Source organism: Pseudarthrobacter linnaei (assembly GCF_055412825.1).
In genome coordinates, this window is record NZ_JBVAYX010000034.1 from 1 (window position 1) to 13,754 (window position 13,754).

Annotated in this window: 9 protein-coding genes and 4 pseudogenes; 7 read left to right on the forward strand and 6 right to left on the reverse strand. The window is 64.3% G+C overall.

Annotated features, from left to right (window positions below; all coding sequences use genetic code 11):
- Positions 1 to 535: 535 nt before the first annotated feature.
- From ACZYZ3_RS18280 to ACZYZ3_RS18295, 4 genes are all read right to left on the reverse strand, one after another.
- A complete protein-coding gene (locus tag ACZYZ3_RS18280; protein ID WP_463965219.1) occupies positions 536 to 835 on the reverse strand; it encodes a hypothetical protein in 300 nt (99 codons plus the stop codon).
- 851 nt (positions 836 to 1,686) lie between these two features.
- Positions 1,687 to 2,502: a hypothetical protein gene (locus tag ACZYZ3_RS18285; RefSeq protein ID WP_463965220.1), complete on the reverse strand. Its 816-nt coding sequence runs from the start codon at positions 2,500 to 2,502 to the stop codon at positions 1,687 to 1,689.
- Positions 2,495 to 3,184 carry a helix-turn-helix domain-containing protein gene (locus ACZYZ3_RS18290; RefSeq protein WP_463965221.1) on the reverse strand — a complete coding sequence of 230 codons (690 nt, stop codon included), beginning with the start codon at positions 3,182 to 3,184 and terminating at the stop codon, positions 2,495 to 2,497. The genes ACZYZ3_RS18285 and ACZYZ3_RS18290 overlap by 8 nt, the downstream gene beginning before the upstream one ends.
- A gap of 621 nt (positions 3,185 to 3,805) precedes the next feature.
- The gene (locus ACZYZ3_RS18295) at positions 3,806 to 5,056 is read right to left on the reverse strand and encodes an IS256 family transposase (RefSeq protein ID WP_463965222.1); all 1,251 of its coding nucleotides are present in this window, start codon (positions 5,054 to 5,056) and stop codon (positions 3,806 to 3,808) included.
- 111 nt (positions 5,057 to 5,167) lie between these two features.
- Here ACZYZ3_RS18295 and ACZYZ3_RS18300 point away from each other — a divergent pair, with 111 nt between their 5' ends.
- From ACZYZ3_RS18300 to ACZYZ3_RS18330, 7 genes and pseudogenes are all read left to right on the forward strand, one after another.
- Positions 5,168 to 5,377 (forward strand): DNA/RNA non-specific endonuclease, encoded by a 210-nt coding sequence (locus tag ACZYZ3_RS18300; RefSeq protein WP_463965223.1) that lies wholly within the window; start codon positions 5,168 to 5,170, stop codon positions 5,375 to 5,377.
- A 200-nt stretch (positions 5,378 to 5,577) separates the two neighbouring features.
- Positions 5,578 to 6,636, forward strand: a complete 1,059-nt coding sequence (locus ACZYZ3_RS18305; RefSeq protein ID WP_463965224.1) for a magnesium and cobalt transport protein CorA — start codon at positions 5,578 to 5,580, stop codon at positions 6,634 to 6,636.
- Positions 6,637 to 6,837: 201 nt separating this feature from the next.
- Positions 6,838 to 7,689 (forward strand): annotated as a pseudogene (istA, locus tag ACZYZ3_RS18310) (IS21 family transposase); the annotation flags it as partial.
- Positions 7,684 to 8,160: pseudogene (locus ACZYZ3_RS18315) on the forward strand (Mu transposase domain-containing protein); the annotation flags it as partial. The pseudogenes istA and ACZYZ3_RS18315, both read left to right, overlap by 6 nt.
- A gap of 79 nt (positions 8,161 to 8,239) precedes the next feature.
- Positions 8,240 to 9,385: pseudogene (locus ACZYZ3_RS18320) on the forward strand (IS3 family transposase).
- 31 nt (positions 9,386 to 9,416) lie between these two features.
- Positions 9,417 to 9,848: pseudogene (locus ACZYZ3_RS18325) on the forward strand (ATP-binding protein); the annotation flags it as partial.
- Positions 9,849 to 9,959: 111 nt separating this feature from the next.
- A complete protein-coding gene (locus ACZYZ3_RS18330) occupies positions 9,960 to 10,145 on the forward strand; it encodes a hypothetical protein (protein ID WP_463965225.1) in 186 nt (61 codons plus the stop codon).
- An 87-nt stretch (positions 10,146 to 10,232) separates the two neighbouring features.
- Here ACZYZ3_RS18330 and ACZYZ3_RS18335 read toward each other — a convergent pair whose 3' ends face one another.
- Both ACZYZ3_RS18335 and ACZYZ3_RS18340 read right to left on the reverse strand, forming a co-directional pair.
- Positions 10,233 to 11,552, reverse strand: a complete 1,320-nt coding sequence (locus ACZYZ3_RS18335; protein ID WP_463965246.1) for a TrkH family potassium uptake protein — start codon at positions 11,550 to 11,552, stop codon at positions 10,233 to 10,235.
- Positions 11,553 to 11,674: 122 nt separating this feature from the next.
- Positions 11,675 to 13,657 carry an APC family permease gene (locus ACZYZ3_RS18340; RefSeq protein WP_463965226.1) on the reverse strand — a complete coding sequence of 661 codons (1,983 nt, stop codon included), beginning with the start codon at positions 13,655 to 13,657 and terminating at the stop codon, positions 11,675 to 11,677.
- Between the last annotated feature and the right edge of the window lie 97 nt (positions 13,658 to 13,754).

The following is a 13,754-nucleotide window of genomic DNA, read 5'->3' on the forward strand; positions in this document are numbered from 1 at the left end:
GCCGGGGACCGCCGCTACCTCTCCGAGGCCTCCATGGCCGAACTCAAGGCCATGAACACCACACCCGCCACGCCAATCGAGGAGGCGATTTGCTTCCCGAACTCACGGCAGCATAATCAACTAACTGACCTGCACGGTGTCGAGAAAACTCCACCACTCAGCGGGACGTAACCTTCGGCATGAGCGTCAACAGTCCTGACCATGACTTTCCATGAGCCGCCCCGGATGCAATTTGCCAGGCAAGAAGTACCTGAGGCGACTCACCGGACTCTTGGGCAGCTTCCTTGATGATCGACGTGATGGTGGGAGGCTGGTTTATCTCAGCACGGGGCAGCTCCGCCCTTTCGGCTGCAGCCAGTACCGCAGCGCGCCTCCCTGCGACGAACTCGTCGGGAGCATCAGGAGCGACCGTGTACCCCATGAACGTTCCCACCTGGTTTTGGCTCTGCATCATCTTTCGGGCGGCATTTACGTTGGCAAACTCCAACCGCAGGTGCCGCAACAAGCGGGCACGCCGGTCCTGAGGCGCCATCACTCACAACATCGTGCTGGCAGTTTCGATGGTCGAACGAGCCAGCGTGTAGGCACCGAAAACCGGGAAATTCCTAGTTTCGGTGATCGAGTTGGTCAGATACCAGATGTGATCAATCGCTGCAGGGACCAGATGGTGTCCAACGTGTGAGGAAAGATCGACTCCCTGACAGACACGGTCGTCTGCTTCAATCAACGAGCCGGGCACAGGATCTGGAAGTGTACTTACACGCTCGACGGTGGCCAGGACTGCTTCATTTAGAGTGATCACTCTGACAAGCACATTGCCTGCGTCAACTTCCATGTCGTGAGCATATCGTCATGAGCGCATGACGCTGCCGTGCGCATACTCACTACGAACCGATGCAAAACAAGCGAGTGCTGTAACCGCCGCTATCTATTCCTGCAAGAGACCGAATGCTTGGTCGAGGCAGCCGCTGCCCTGCCGGCTAAGGGGGAGCCGCATCCAACCTGACACTTCGGAACTAAGTTGACGAAATATCAGCCATCAGCACTCTAAAGGCGGGCTCACAGACTCCGGTAGTGCCATACTTCTGCCCTCGTGGCCGGCCCCAATTCCGGAGAAGCCCTGCTCGGGTTCCCTTCGTGAGGTCCGGCAGATAAAGGGCAATCCTCACTTAGAGCTGCACCAGGCATACGGAGAAATCGTCCAGAGCTTTTCTGCAGGGCGGTTGCTACCCTCGCGGCGGTCACGGGCTGCCTGCTGGCTTCGGCCTTGATCTGTAGGAAGGCGCCGAGGCCGTGGAGGCCGGCGTGGGTGCCCACCTTGGCTCGGGCAGAGGGGCAGCCGTCGAAGCTGCCGACGGGGTGGGGGACGTCGTGGATGCTGAGGCGGCACTGAGGCCCGCGGCGCCATGGCGCCGGCGGCCAGAACCGCTGCTGCTCCCACGCCGAGACGGGTCTTCAATTTGGGGTTGTCGGCATTTCTACCTGTTTCTTTCCGCTTTCGAATCGTTTGCGGGCCTAGGTATTTATGCGACCTCAGCCACTGCCCGAGTCGATGCTGGGGGATAACTGAAAGCGATCTCCTGGTTCCTTTGACAGGACTTGCCACATAACGGCCGCCGGCCGCCGCCGTGGTCGTCGTCGTCGGGATGGCGGCTGCCGTGGCCGCCACCGCCGCGGCGGCGTCTCTCAGCCGAGCTTGAGCCGGTTGGCCGGCGGGAGGCTGTGGTTGGCGGCCAGAATCCGGAGCGCATCCATCGCGGTAGTCCGGTCGGCTGAATCCAGCAGTTGCCAGGACCGGTGCCCGGGATCGGCGAGCTCCTTGTGCAGGGTCAGGATACGTGACTTGTCGCTGCCCTTCATCAGGGCCGCAGCGGCCAGCGGGGACTTGATGGTGGCACACAGGACGACGGCGTCATCGAGGTGCCGGTCCTTGTCGCGGGAGTCTTCGCGGTAGGCGGCCCCTTTGAGGACCAGCGCGCCGAGGGCATTGGGGATGCTGATGAGCACCGGTCCGTCATCGTCGGCTGTCATCCGGCAGTTCACGGTCCGCTGCAGGGCCTGAGTGCCGCCGGCGATCTGGAACGGCTTGCGTCCCGCGATCCTCGGGACCTTGGCCGGGGTGAGGTGGTCGGCGATCATAACGTCGATCTGCTGCTTGCCGCGGACGAACCGGTGGGCCGGGGCGTCATCCGAGATGGACTTTTCAAGCGTGTAACCCAGCCGGGACAGGACTGCCATCACGGCCGCCGTCGTGGTCGCCCCTGTTTCGACGTGCAACACGATGTCGACGTCGGCCGTTGGCCGGGAAACGGCCAGGCCGGCCGCGGCAGCATGCAGCTGCACCATAAGGCCGCCGACCAGCGTCCACTGGGTTGAGGGCAGCGTTCTGGCCAGTTCGACGCACTGCGGCCACGGGGTTCCCCAGCCGCCCGGGGGCACCGGGACGTCCCAGATTTCGCGGCCGCCGGCGGTGGCCACCTCGGCCATGGCCGGCTCAGACATGGAGGAGCTCATCGATGACGCGTCGGCCTGCGCTGCGTTCGCGGGTGGCCAGGGATCCCATCAGGTCCACCGCGACCGCGGCGACCGGTGCCCGGCCTTCGGTGAAAGGCTCGGCCAGCTCGACCTCGTGGATGATGGCGTTGCCGTCGGGGTCTTCGACCAGGCCGAAGGCACTGGCCAGCGCGGCCGCGTCGCCGGCCATGACGTAACCTTCGGCGATCCCGCCGCCGCCGGACATGCCGAAGGTGTCAGCGGTGGTTTCGTCCCGCATGGCGGAGGCGCCGCTGGCGATCAGGTGGCTGTTCAGCGCGGCCAGTCCGTCCTGGGTTGCGCGGAAGCGGATGGTCTTGTCCTTGTTCCGGGCCAGGACACAGACTGCGTCGGCGTCAAGCTCGCGGAGCCTGCTCTTCAGGCGAGACTTTTCGGAGGAGGAGATCCAGGTGGGGTTCTGGCCGGAGAGCAGGGCCATGGCGGCCCAGGCTGTCTTCGCCGTCCAGGCGCGGCCGGGCCGGGTACCGGTGGCGGCCAGGCGCTCAACGGATGCCCGGTCTATCAACAGGGCTTTACCCACCGTCCCCGTGGTTGTCAGCTGGCCTGAGTGGACCAGACGGTGGATCGACATCGTGCTGCGGCCGAGCCGGTCGGCAGCCTCGGCCACCGTCATATCTCGCCTTACATCCATACGCTAATGGTTCCGTGTCTAACGGGTAGTGTCAATACGCTAACAGTTATGAATCTATCGGAAAGTGTCAATCTTGGACCGGCTGGGCGGGGTCGTAGCTCCGACCCCTGCTGAATTTTTAGAACTCCAGTGGCAGGCGGATCCGAGGGCCGACAGGCTCTTGGTCACCGCCCACAGGTCGCGGGTCTGCCTGCAGGTGCGCGAGGTTGGCCTGGACTCATTTCGCGCAAATGGAAAGGCTTCCGCCGGAAATCGGACAACGAAATCAGTATCAACCGATTTGGGTTGACATAAGATCCGTTATCGGCGCTTTTAATCAGTCGCAATGGGCTGATTTTAGACCTCACACATTGCCCTATGAAGGAGCGCTGTCACTTCCGAACTCTGTAACTCTGTTGGGAACTGTTCGCAACCTCCCGGCAGCTACACCCTTGCGCCAGTTCGCCGGCGTGCTGCCCTCTTGCGCTGCAGGAGCATCGCCACCGATAGCCGTGATTATGACAAGCTGTACTCTGCGTATCCCACAGATGAATCAGGCAGCATTTACCCGCGGCTGTTCCGGCCCAGCGGTCAAGTCCATTTGCGTGGTGTAGCGGGGTTGCTGCGTGATTCTTGGGTTGGTTAGGCGCTGAGCGCCAGTTCGGGGTTGGTGTCGTCCTGTTCTGTCGTGGTTGCGGGCGTGGTCCCGACGGTTTGTGATTGTTGGATGAGCTCGAGGCTGAGGTAGCGGCGGGCTTCGATCCATTCATCGTGTTGTTCGGCCAGCACGGCGCCGACGAGCCGGATCAGCGCGGTGCGGTCGGGGAAGATCCCGACGACATCGGTGCGTCGGCGGATTTCCCGGTTGAGGCGTTCCTGCGGGTTGTTGGACCAGACCTGCCGCCAGAGGCCTTTCGGGAAGGGCGTGAACGCGAGGATGTCCTCGCGGGCGGCTTCGAGGTGGTCCGCGACGCGGGGCAGCTTCTCAGCCAGGGCATCCAGGACCCGGTCGAACTGGGCCTGGACGCCGGCGGCGTCGGGCTGGTCGTAGACCGAGTGGAGCAGGGTTTTCACCCACGGCCAGGACGCCTTCGGCGTGGCGGCCATGAGGTTCGCCGCGTAGTGGGTGCGGCAGCGTTGCCAGGCGGCGCCGGGCAGGGTCGCGCCGATCGCGGCGACCAGCCCGGCGTGGGCGTCGGCGGTCACCAGCTTCACCCCGGCCAGGCCGCGGGCGGTCAGGTCCCGGAAGAAGCCCAGCCAGCCGGCCCCGTCCTCGGCGGAGGAGGCCTGGATGCCCAGGACTTCACGGTGTCCGTCGGCGTTGACCCCGGTGGCGACCATGGCGTGGACGTTGACGACGCGCCCGCCTTCGCGAACCTTGAGGACGAGGGCGTCGGCGGCCACGAACGTGTACGGGCCGGCGTCCAGCGGACGGGTGCGGAACGCCTCGACCTGGGCGTCGAGGTCCGCGGCCATGACCGAGACCTGGGACTTCGAGAGCCGGGTAATGCCCAGGGACTCGACGAGTTTTTCCATCCGCCGGGTGGACACCCCGAGCAGGTAGCAGGTCGCGACCACTGTGGTCAGGGCGGCCTCGGCCCGGCGGCGGCGCTCCAGCAGCCAGTCCGGGAAATAGGACCCCTGCCGGAGCTTGGGGATGGCGACGTCCAGGGTGCCGGTGCGGGTGTCGAAGTCCCGGTGCCGGTACCCGTTGCGGGAGTTGGTGCGGGCCTCGGAGCGGGCACCGTATTCGGCGCCGCAGACCGCGTCGGCCTCGGCGCTCATGAGCGCGTTGATGAACGTGGTCAGCATGGATCGCATGAGATCCGGGGAGGCCTGCTCAAGTTGCTCAGACAGGAAACGGGCAGGGTCGATAACATGGGGTGCGGTCATCGCGTGGAAACTCCTTGAGAGAAGACTTTGGTCGGTCTTTCCAAGAATCACGCGATGGCCGCCTCACGTTCGGGAACAACACGCCCGGGGCCGGGCTGTTACACCACGCTAATGGGCACTGCCCCCTGGAGATTGGATCCGCGGCTGCGCGCGGACCAGCAGACAGGCGAAATGGTCTACGCCGGCAACGACATCGACCGCGGCCACCTCGTCCGCAGGGCATCCTCCGTATGGGGCGAGACGCGGGCGGAAGCTGCCCGGGCCAACGTAGACACGGGAGCGACCCCGGCTGTAGTGAGTGCGCTAGCTACTGCGGCATGAACTCCCTCCGTGGAGACTCCGGGCCCCGGTTGTTCCGGCACCCGCCGGAGGCATCCTCTACATCCACGTCCCTCCGCACCGCGGCAGGTCCGGCGGAATTGACGGTCACGAAAGCGGCACGAACGGGTAGTCCGGCACCCGGATACAGTGGACAGGACGCCCGCGCCGGTTGGATGCGGGAGCGAGAGGGACAGACTCTGATGACCATGGTGGACAACGCCGTATATGTTGACGGCCTGCGGACCGATAACCCGAAGAGCCTTGATGAGACGTATGAAGTGATGCGGGAGCGCGGCGGGATGGCGTGGATCGGGCTGTACCGTCCGGGCCTGGAGGAACTGACGTCGGTGGCGGAGGAATTCAGCCTGCACGAACTCGCCGTGGAGGATGCCCTGAACGGTCATCAGCGGGCCAAACTCGAACGCTACGGGGACACGCTGTTTACCGTGCTGCGCCCGGCACGGTACCTGGACGATGTCGAGAAGGTCGAGTTCGGCGAACTGCACGTCTTTGTGGGCCCGGGCTTCGTCGTCACAGTCCGGCACGCGGAGTCCCCGAACCTGGCGAAGGTCCGCCACCGGCTCGAGGCCGACCCGGAGCTCCTGGCGCTGGGCCCGCAGGCCGTACTGTACGCGATCCTGGACGAAGTCGTGGACCAGTACGAGCCCGTTGCCGCCGGGCTGGAGAACGACATCGACGAGATCGAGGATGAGCTGTTCAGCGCCGGCCCGGACGTGGCCCGGCGCATCTACGAACTCTCCCGGGAAGTCATCGAGTTCCAGCGCGCCACCCACCCGCTCCGGGCCATGCTGGAGGCCCTGGAACGCGGCGCGGAGAAATACCATCTGGATCTGGAACTGCAGCGCAGGCTAAGGGACGTCCATGACCACGTCATCCGCGTCGTTGAAAGGGTCGATGCCTTCCGCGTTCTGCTCCACAGCGCGCTGACGGTCCACACAACTCTGGTGGCCCAGCAGCAGAACGAGGAGATGCGGCGTCTCTCTGAATCGAGTCTGGCCCAGAACGAGGAGATGCGTCACCTCTCTGAAGCGGGCCTGGCCCAGAATGAGGAAGTCAAGAAGATCTCCTCGTGGGCGGCCATCCTCTTCGCCCCCACTCTCGTCGGCACCGTTTACGGGATGAATTTCGAGCTCATGCCCGAGCTGGCGTGGCCGCTGGGCTACCCTTTCGCGCTCGGACTCATGCTCGCCATGGGCATCGGCCTCTACCTGTCGTTCAAACACCGCAAATGGCTCTGAACTGTGATGCGTCAAAGCGCTCCCACTGTCTTCGGACACGGTCCGCCCCGGCGCCCCGGGCCTTCAGCTTCCGGGGCCGTCCGGATCGGGTGGCGGCGGCTGCAGGGAAGCCGGGCGACCGGAAGGCGCGGGATGTTAACGCCAACCCAAAACAGGGCCAGAAGCGCCAACTGAAAACAGGGCCACCGACCATTATGGAAGGTGATCAATTTGGATGATTGGGCGGAGATACGCCACCTGTTTTCAACGGGCAAGCACTCGAAGCGTGAGATCGGCAGGATCGTGGGGGTTTCCCGCGGAACGGTGGAGCGTGCGCTGGAGTCGGACCGGGCGCCGAAGTATCAGCGGGCGGCCGGAGTGTCGAGTTTTGATGCGTTTGCTCCCCGGGTGCGGGAATTGTTGGTGAAGACGCCGACGATGCCGGCGGCAACGCTCGCGGAGCGGGTGGGCTGGGCTGGTTCCGCGTCGCTGTTCCGGGCGAAGGTCGCCGCAATCCGGCCGGAATACGCGCCGCCGGACCCGGCCGACCGCCTGGTCCACGAGCCGGGGTTCCAGGTCCAGTGCGATCTGTGGTTCCCGCACGAGCCGTTGCCCGTCGGTGAGGGCCAGAACGACACACCACCGGTGTTGGTGATGACCTCGGCGTTCTCGGGATTCATCCAGGCACGGATGTTGCCGTCGCGGACGACGCCGGACCTTCTGGGCGGCATGTGGACTCTGCTCCAGGATGCGCAGGCGGTTCCGTCCCGGCTGTTATGGGACAACGAGTCCGGCATCGGCCGGCGCCGGCCCACGGAGCCGGCGGCCGCGTTCGCCGGGTCCCTGGGGTTGGAGATCAAGCTGCTTCCGCCGCGGGATCCGGAGTCCAAGGGCATGGTCGAGCGGATGAACCGGTTCTTCCGGCAACGCTTCATGCCGGGCCGGGACTTCCGCTCACCAGCGGATTTCAACGGCCAACTGGAGGACTGGCTGCCCAAGGCCAATCACCGTTACTTGCGGTCCCGCCACGGCCGCCCTGACGAGCTGATCGTCCTGGACCGGGAGAGGATGCGGGAACTGCCGCCGGTGACCCCGGAAACGGTGTTCCGCAACGCGGTGCGGCTCCCGCGGGATTACTACGTGCGGGTGTTCTCCAACGACTATTCCGTGGACCCTTCGTTCATTGGGCGGATCGTGGATGTCACCGCTGACCTGGACACTGTCTGGGTCACCCATGAGGGCGTCATCATCGCCACCCACGTCCGGGCATGGGCCCGGCAGCCCCGCCGTCTCGGGGACCAGGCCCGGGACTCCGGCTGGTCCCATGAGGAGTACCTGGCAGCTGTCCTCTCCCGTGAAGTCTCCGAACGCGAAGCCTCCGGAGCGGCGACACGGATCAAGGCCGCGAGGTTCCCCGCCCACAAGGACCTGGAGGAGTTCAACTTCGACCACCAGCCCTCCGCGGACCGGAACCTCATCGCGCATCTGGGCACCGGGGTGTTCCTCTCCGAGGCCAAAAACGTGGTCCTGCTCGGACCTCCCGGTTGGGTCCCCAGGTAGAAGTCCAGTGTTTGTGTGAGTTCGTGTCCGAGAATGGACGCAGGAGGAAATTCACGAATCATGGCTGGCACGCAGACACACCCCCGAGGATGTCATCGCCAAAGTCCGGCAGGGCCAGAAAATGCTCAACGACGGACACCCGTTGGTCGAGGTCATCAGGGAGCTTCAGGTCACGGAGGCAACCTGGTACCGCTGGCTGAACCAGTACGGGCCCGAGAAGAATGCCGAGGCGTCCAAACGGACCCGGGAGCTGGAGAAGGAGAACGCCAGGCTCAAGCGCCTGCTGGCGGAGAGGGAACTGGCCATCGACATCCTCAACGGGTGGCCAAGGGAAAATTCTGAGCCCCGAACCCCGCCGCCGTGCCGTGCGCATGGCGGTGGACAAGTTCGGGGCGTCCGAACGTTTCGCCTGTGACGTCCTGGGTTAGAACCGGTCCGCGTTCCGCAAGAAGAAGCCCGACATGGGCTTCGAGGAAATGCAGCTCCGCGCAGCCTTGCCCGCCGTCGCCGTGAAGCACCTCGCGTGGGGCTGGCGGAAGGCCCGCTGGCACCTGCTGGCACAGCCCGAGTGGGACGGCGTGGCGCTGAACAGGAAGCGGGTGCGCCGGCTCTGGCGCGACGAAGGCCTGGTCTGTAAACCCAGGGCGCGGAAGAATCGCCGCACCGGGCCTGGCGCTGGGGAGCAGAAACGCCTCACAGCGCAGTACCCGATGCATGTGGTCAGTTTCGACTTCCAGTCCGACGTGACCTCCTGCGGCCGGCATATCCGGTTTTTCAATGTCATCGACGAATACACGCGCACCGCGCTGGCGATCATTCCTCGCCGGTCGTTCAAGCCGCCGACGTAGTCGCGGTACTGGAGAACATCATCGCCGAAACCGGCACCGCCCCGGCCTACGTCCGGTGCGACAACGGGCCCGGGTTCACTGCTGAGGCACTGGTCAGCTGGTGCAACACCGCCGGGGTCGGCACCGCATTCATCGACCCGGGATCACCCTGGCAGAACGGCTTCATCGAATCCTTCAACGCCCAATTCAGAAGGGAACAACTCTCCGGAGAAATCATGGACAGCATGGCCGAAGCAGCGTATTTGGCCGAGGAATGGAAAGCTATCTACAATCATGAACGGCCCCACGGATCCCTGGACGGCATGACGCCGAAGCGGTACTGGGAAACCTGGACGCAAGAAAACCAATTAGCTATCGCATAGCCGCTGGACTGCTAACGGGGGCCCAACTACTCCCGGCACCGGCAAAACCCACCTCGCGGTCGGGATCGGCATCAAGGCAGCCAAGGCCGGGCACCGGGTCCTCTTCGACTCCGCAACCGGCTGGGTTGCCCGGCTCCAGGAGGCTCATTCCCGCGGGAAACTCGCCCAGGAACTGGTGAAACTACGCCGCTACAGTCTCCTGGTGGTCGATGAAGTCGGCTACATCCCGTTTGATCAGGACGCCGCGAACCTGTTCTTCCAGCTGGTCTCCAGCCGCTACGAACACGCCTCCATGATTCTGACGTCCAACTTGCCCTTCGCCCGCTGGGGCGACGTCTTCGGGGACCTGACCATCGCCTCGGCCATGATCAACCGGATCGTCCACCACGTCGACGTCATCAGCCTCAAAGGCAACAGCTACCGGCTCAGAAAACACCAGCCCACAGCCAGTACGGCACAATAGAACGAACAACAAATGGCCCTGTTTTGGGTTGGCGTTAACAGCGGGAAGTCCTTCCCGCCGCAAGGAGGCCAGCCGGTGCTGCCCTACCGGCCTGGTAATTAGCGTCGGGCATTGAATATCCATGAGGACGTCCCAGGCAACCGACCCCACCAGGACCTCCAGGCCGCCGCCCAACAGGCGGCGGCGCCGGCGGACGCCGTAAGCATTGTCGTCGCCTACGCGGTCGTGGGCTCGCTGGTATCGCACTACACCGTCAGGCCGCTCGAGGCGTCTGACCCCCAGGAACGGTTCGGCTAAGAATTAGGATCTCTGGCTGCAGGCCGGGGCTTGATGTTACCCGTGTCTCGGAAGGGCATTGTTGCTGTGCCAGGTGTGCCGGCGGCCCTAGCCTATGATGGGGCGTTCCTCGGGGAGGTGGTAGTGGCGCGGCCGGGCTGAGAGGGCGAGGGCGGAGGCGACCGCAACGGTTCCTATGCGTCCGGTGAACATGAGCGCCATGAGGATCCATTCTGCGGACGGGGGAAGGTTATACGTGATGCCGGTGCTCATTCCGACGGTTGCAAAGGCGGAGATGGATTCGAAGAGGACCTTTTCGAGACTGTAGTCAGTGAACATGAGCAGCAGCATGGTTCCGGAGACGACGGCCGCGATGCCCAGGAGAGCCACTGACAGGGCTTGGCGCTGGGATGAGGAACTGATGGAACGGTGTGCGACGGTGACCTGGTCCCGGCCGCGGACTTCGTTCCAGATCGCAAAGCCCAGTACCAGGAAAGTGGTGATTTTGATTCCGCCCGCGGTGCCTGCACTGCCGCCGCCTATGAACATCAGGATGTTGGTGACCATGAGTGTTTCCGGTGCCGCAACTCCGTAGTCGATGCTGTTGAACCCGGCGGTGCGGGGAAACACTCCGCCCGCGAGGGAGCCGAGGATCTTGCCGGTGATGGTGAGTTCGCCGAGGGTTTCGTTCCTGTTCCATTCGAAAGCGGCGAACAGGGCCGTCCCTACGATCAGAAGGATAACCGATCCGTAGATGGTCAGTCGCAGGTGGATGCTCCAGTTCTTAGGTCTTATTTCACCGCGGATGAGCTGGATGATGACCGGGAACCCGAGTCCGCCGGCGATGATGGCCAGGCAGATGGGGGTGATGATCCAAGGGTCTTCGGCGAAGCCGATGAGGTTGTCGCTGTAGAGGGAGAAGCCTGCGTTGTTGAAGGCGGAGATGGCGTGGAATACGCCGTGCCAGAGGGCGGTGAGGGGGTTCTGGTCGTAGGCGATCCAGAACCTGAGGGTCAGGATCAGGGCTGTTGAGGCTTCGACGGTGAGCATGATTTTTGCTACCCGGACCAGGACGGCCCGGACGTCGCCGAGGTTTAGGGTGTGGGTTTCTGATTGGGCGACGAGCTGGCCGCGAAGTCCGATGCTTTTGCGGACCAGCAGGGCCAGGAGGGTTGCCAGGGTCATGATGCCGAATCCACCCACCTGGATGAGCCCGAGGATGACGCCCTGGCCGAAGGGGGTCCAGAACGTTGCCGTGTCCACGGTGATCAGGCCGGTGACGCAGACTGCTGAGACTGAGGTGAACAGGGCATCCGTGAACGCCCCGGACGCGGGGTCTGTCCGTGATGCGGGGAGCATCAGCACGGCGGCGCCGATGATGATGACGAATAGGAAGGCCAGGGGCACGGCCCTGACGGGGTGGGACATCAGCCGGCGGATGATGCTTTCCCTGTGGCCGCCGTTGTCATGGCGCGACTTCTGGAAAGCGGCGATGCTGAAGGTGTCCGTCCGCGGGCCGCCTTTTGCGGATGGTCCCTTTTGGCGGCTGCTCACCCGACGTGGATGCCCGGGCGGCGGTCCGGATCCGGTTCATTTTCGCGGATGATTTCCCTGACGACCGGGGCGGTGTCACCGGTTCCCAGGAGCAGGTAGCGCATGAGGTGGGCCAGGGGGTTGCCTTCGGACCATTCGAAGTAGGCGTGCGGGCGGACGCCGGTGGCGTCCCGGAGGGCCAGGAGGATCGCGGCGATCGCGTTGGGCGCGGCGGGGCTTTGGGCGCGGAGGACCCGGTGGCCGTCTACCTCTACTCCTCGGACTTCCAGGGTGTCACTGAATTGGGAGGGGTCGGTGATGTCGATTTCAAGGAAGATGACGTCCGCTGTGCCGGGGACGGGGTTGTTGTCCCTCTGGGCTGCTTCCTTGTCTGCGTATTCGGCGCCGTCGCGCGCCTGGGGACGGTTGGCGATGAGATTTATCCGGCCGTCATACTCCAGTGTGTCGCTGATGAAGCGTCGGGCGTTGTCGTCGAAGTCGATCCGGTGCACGCGCAGCTCGGTGGTGCGGCTGATGCGGGAGACGAGGGAGACGGCGATGATTCCGAGGATGAAGAACCCGGAGATGGTAATGCCGTCCGGTTTTGCTATCACGTTGGCGGTTAGGGCGTAGAGCATCACCACAGTCAGGACGGTGAAGCCGATGGACGCAGCGCGTTGTTTTTTGCGGATGGCGGAGATGGTAACGGCGATCGCGCCGGAGACCATCATCGCCAGGATCCCGGTGGCGTACGCGCCGGCCTGGGCGTTGACGTCTGCGTTGAAGCCGATGGTGATCAGGATGCTGATGGCTGTATAGACGAGCACGACCGGGCGGACGGCGCGGGACCAGTCCGGGGCCATGCCGTAGGAGGGAAGGTAGCGGGGGACGATGTTGATGAGCCCTGCCATCGCGGAGGCGCCGGCGAACCAGAGGATGAGGATGCTGCTGACGTCGTAGACGGAGCCAAAGCCGTTTCCGAGGTGTTCGTGGGCCAGGTACGCCAGGGCCCGGCCGTTCGCTTCGCCTCCAGCCTGGAACTCCTCTGCCGGGATGAGCACGGTGGTGACGAAGCTGCTGCCGAGCAGGTACACGCTCATGATCAACGCCGCGACGGTCAACAGTCTGCGGGTGTTTTTGACTCTGCTGGCCAGTTTCTCCTCCGGGGTAGCGCCTTTGGCTGCCACGAGGGGCATCATGCTGACGCCGGTTTCGAAGCCGGACAGGCCCAGGACCAGCAGGGGAAAGGCCACGAGGGCCGGCCAGATGATCCCGCTGAAACCGACGCCGGAGGAGGTCAGGGCATCAGTCCAGGTAGTGAATGCGCCGGGGGTGGCGAAGACGTCGATGATCCCTGTCCCGATGATGATGGCGTTCATCAGCAGAAAAACAGCCACTAGGGGGATGGCGACGGCGACTGCTTCAGAGAAGCCCATGAGGAACACCGCGCCCAGGATCAGGAGCATAACGACGGTGATGGCCACTGCCTGTCCTTCCAGGAAGGGGGGCAGGTAGGGGTTTTCAAGCAGATGAACTGTAGCGTCGGCCGCTGACAGGGTGATGGTGATGATCCAGGACGTCGCGACGAAGCCGAGCAGGATCAGCACGAAGATCTTCCCGCGCCAGAACGGCAGGAGCCGTTCCAGCATCGCCACCGATCCCTGCCCGTGGGGGCTTTCCTTGGCCACCCGCCGGTACATCGGCAGCATCCCGAGCAGCGTCAGGGCCACGATCAGCAGCGTCGCCAGCGGTGACAGCGCACCGGCGGCGAGAGCCGCGATGCCTGGCAGGTAGGACAGGGTGGAGAAGTAGTCCACCCCGGTCAGGCACATCACCTTCCACCAGCTCTGCTGCGTAGCGTGATCGTCGGGAGTCTCCGGCCCGACGGGCTGGTGCACCCGGTGTTCCAGCAGCCACCGGACCAGTGCGTTGCCGGGTTCGGTGACGCGTTCAGGGTTCGGAACAGATGCGGGGAGAGAAAAGTGGGTGCGAGCCGTCAAGGACGTGTCTTTCTATTCTGCCGCAGACGGGCACAACAGGACCCCGTCTCAGGCGCGGCGCTGTGCTGATAACCACCGGAGCGTAGCACCGCGCCGA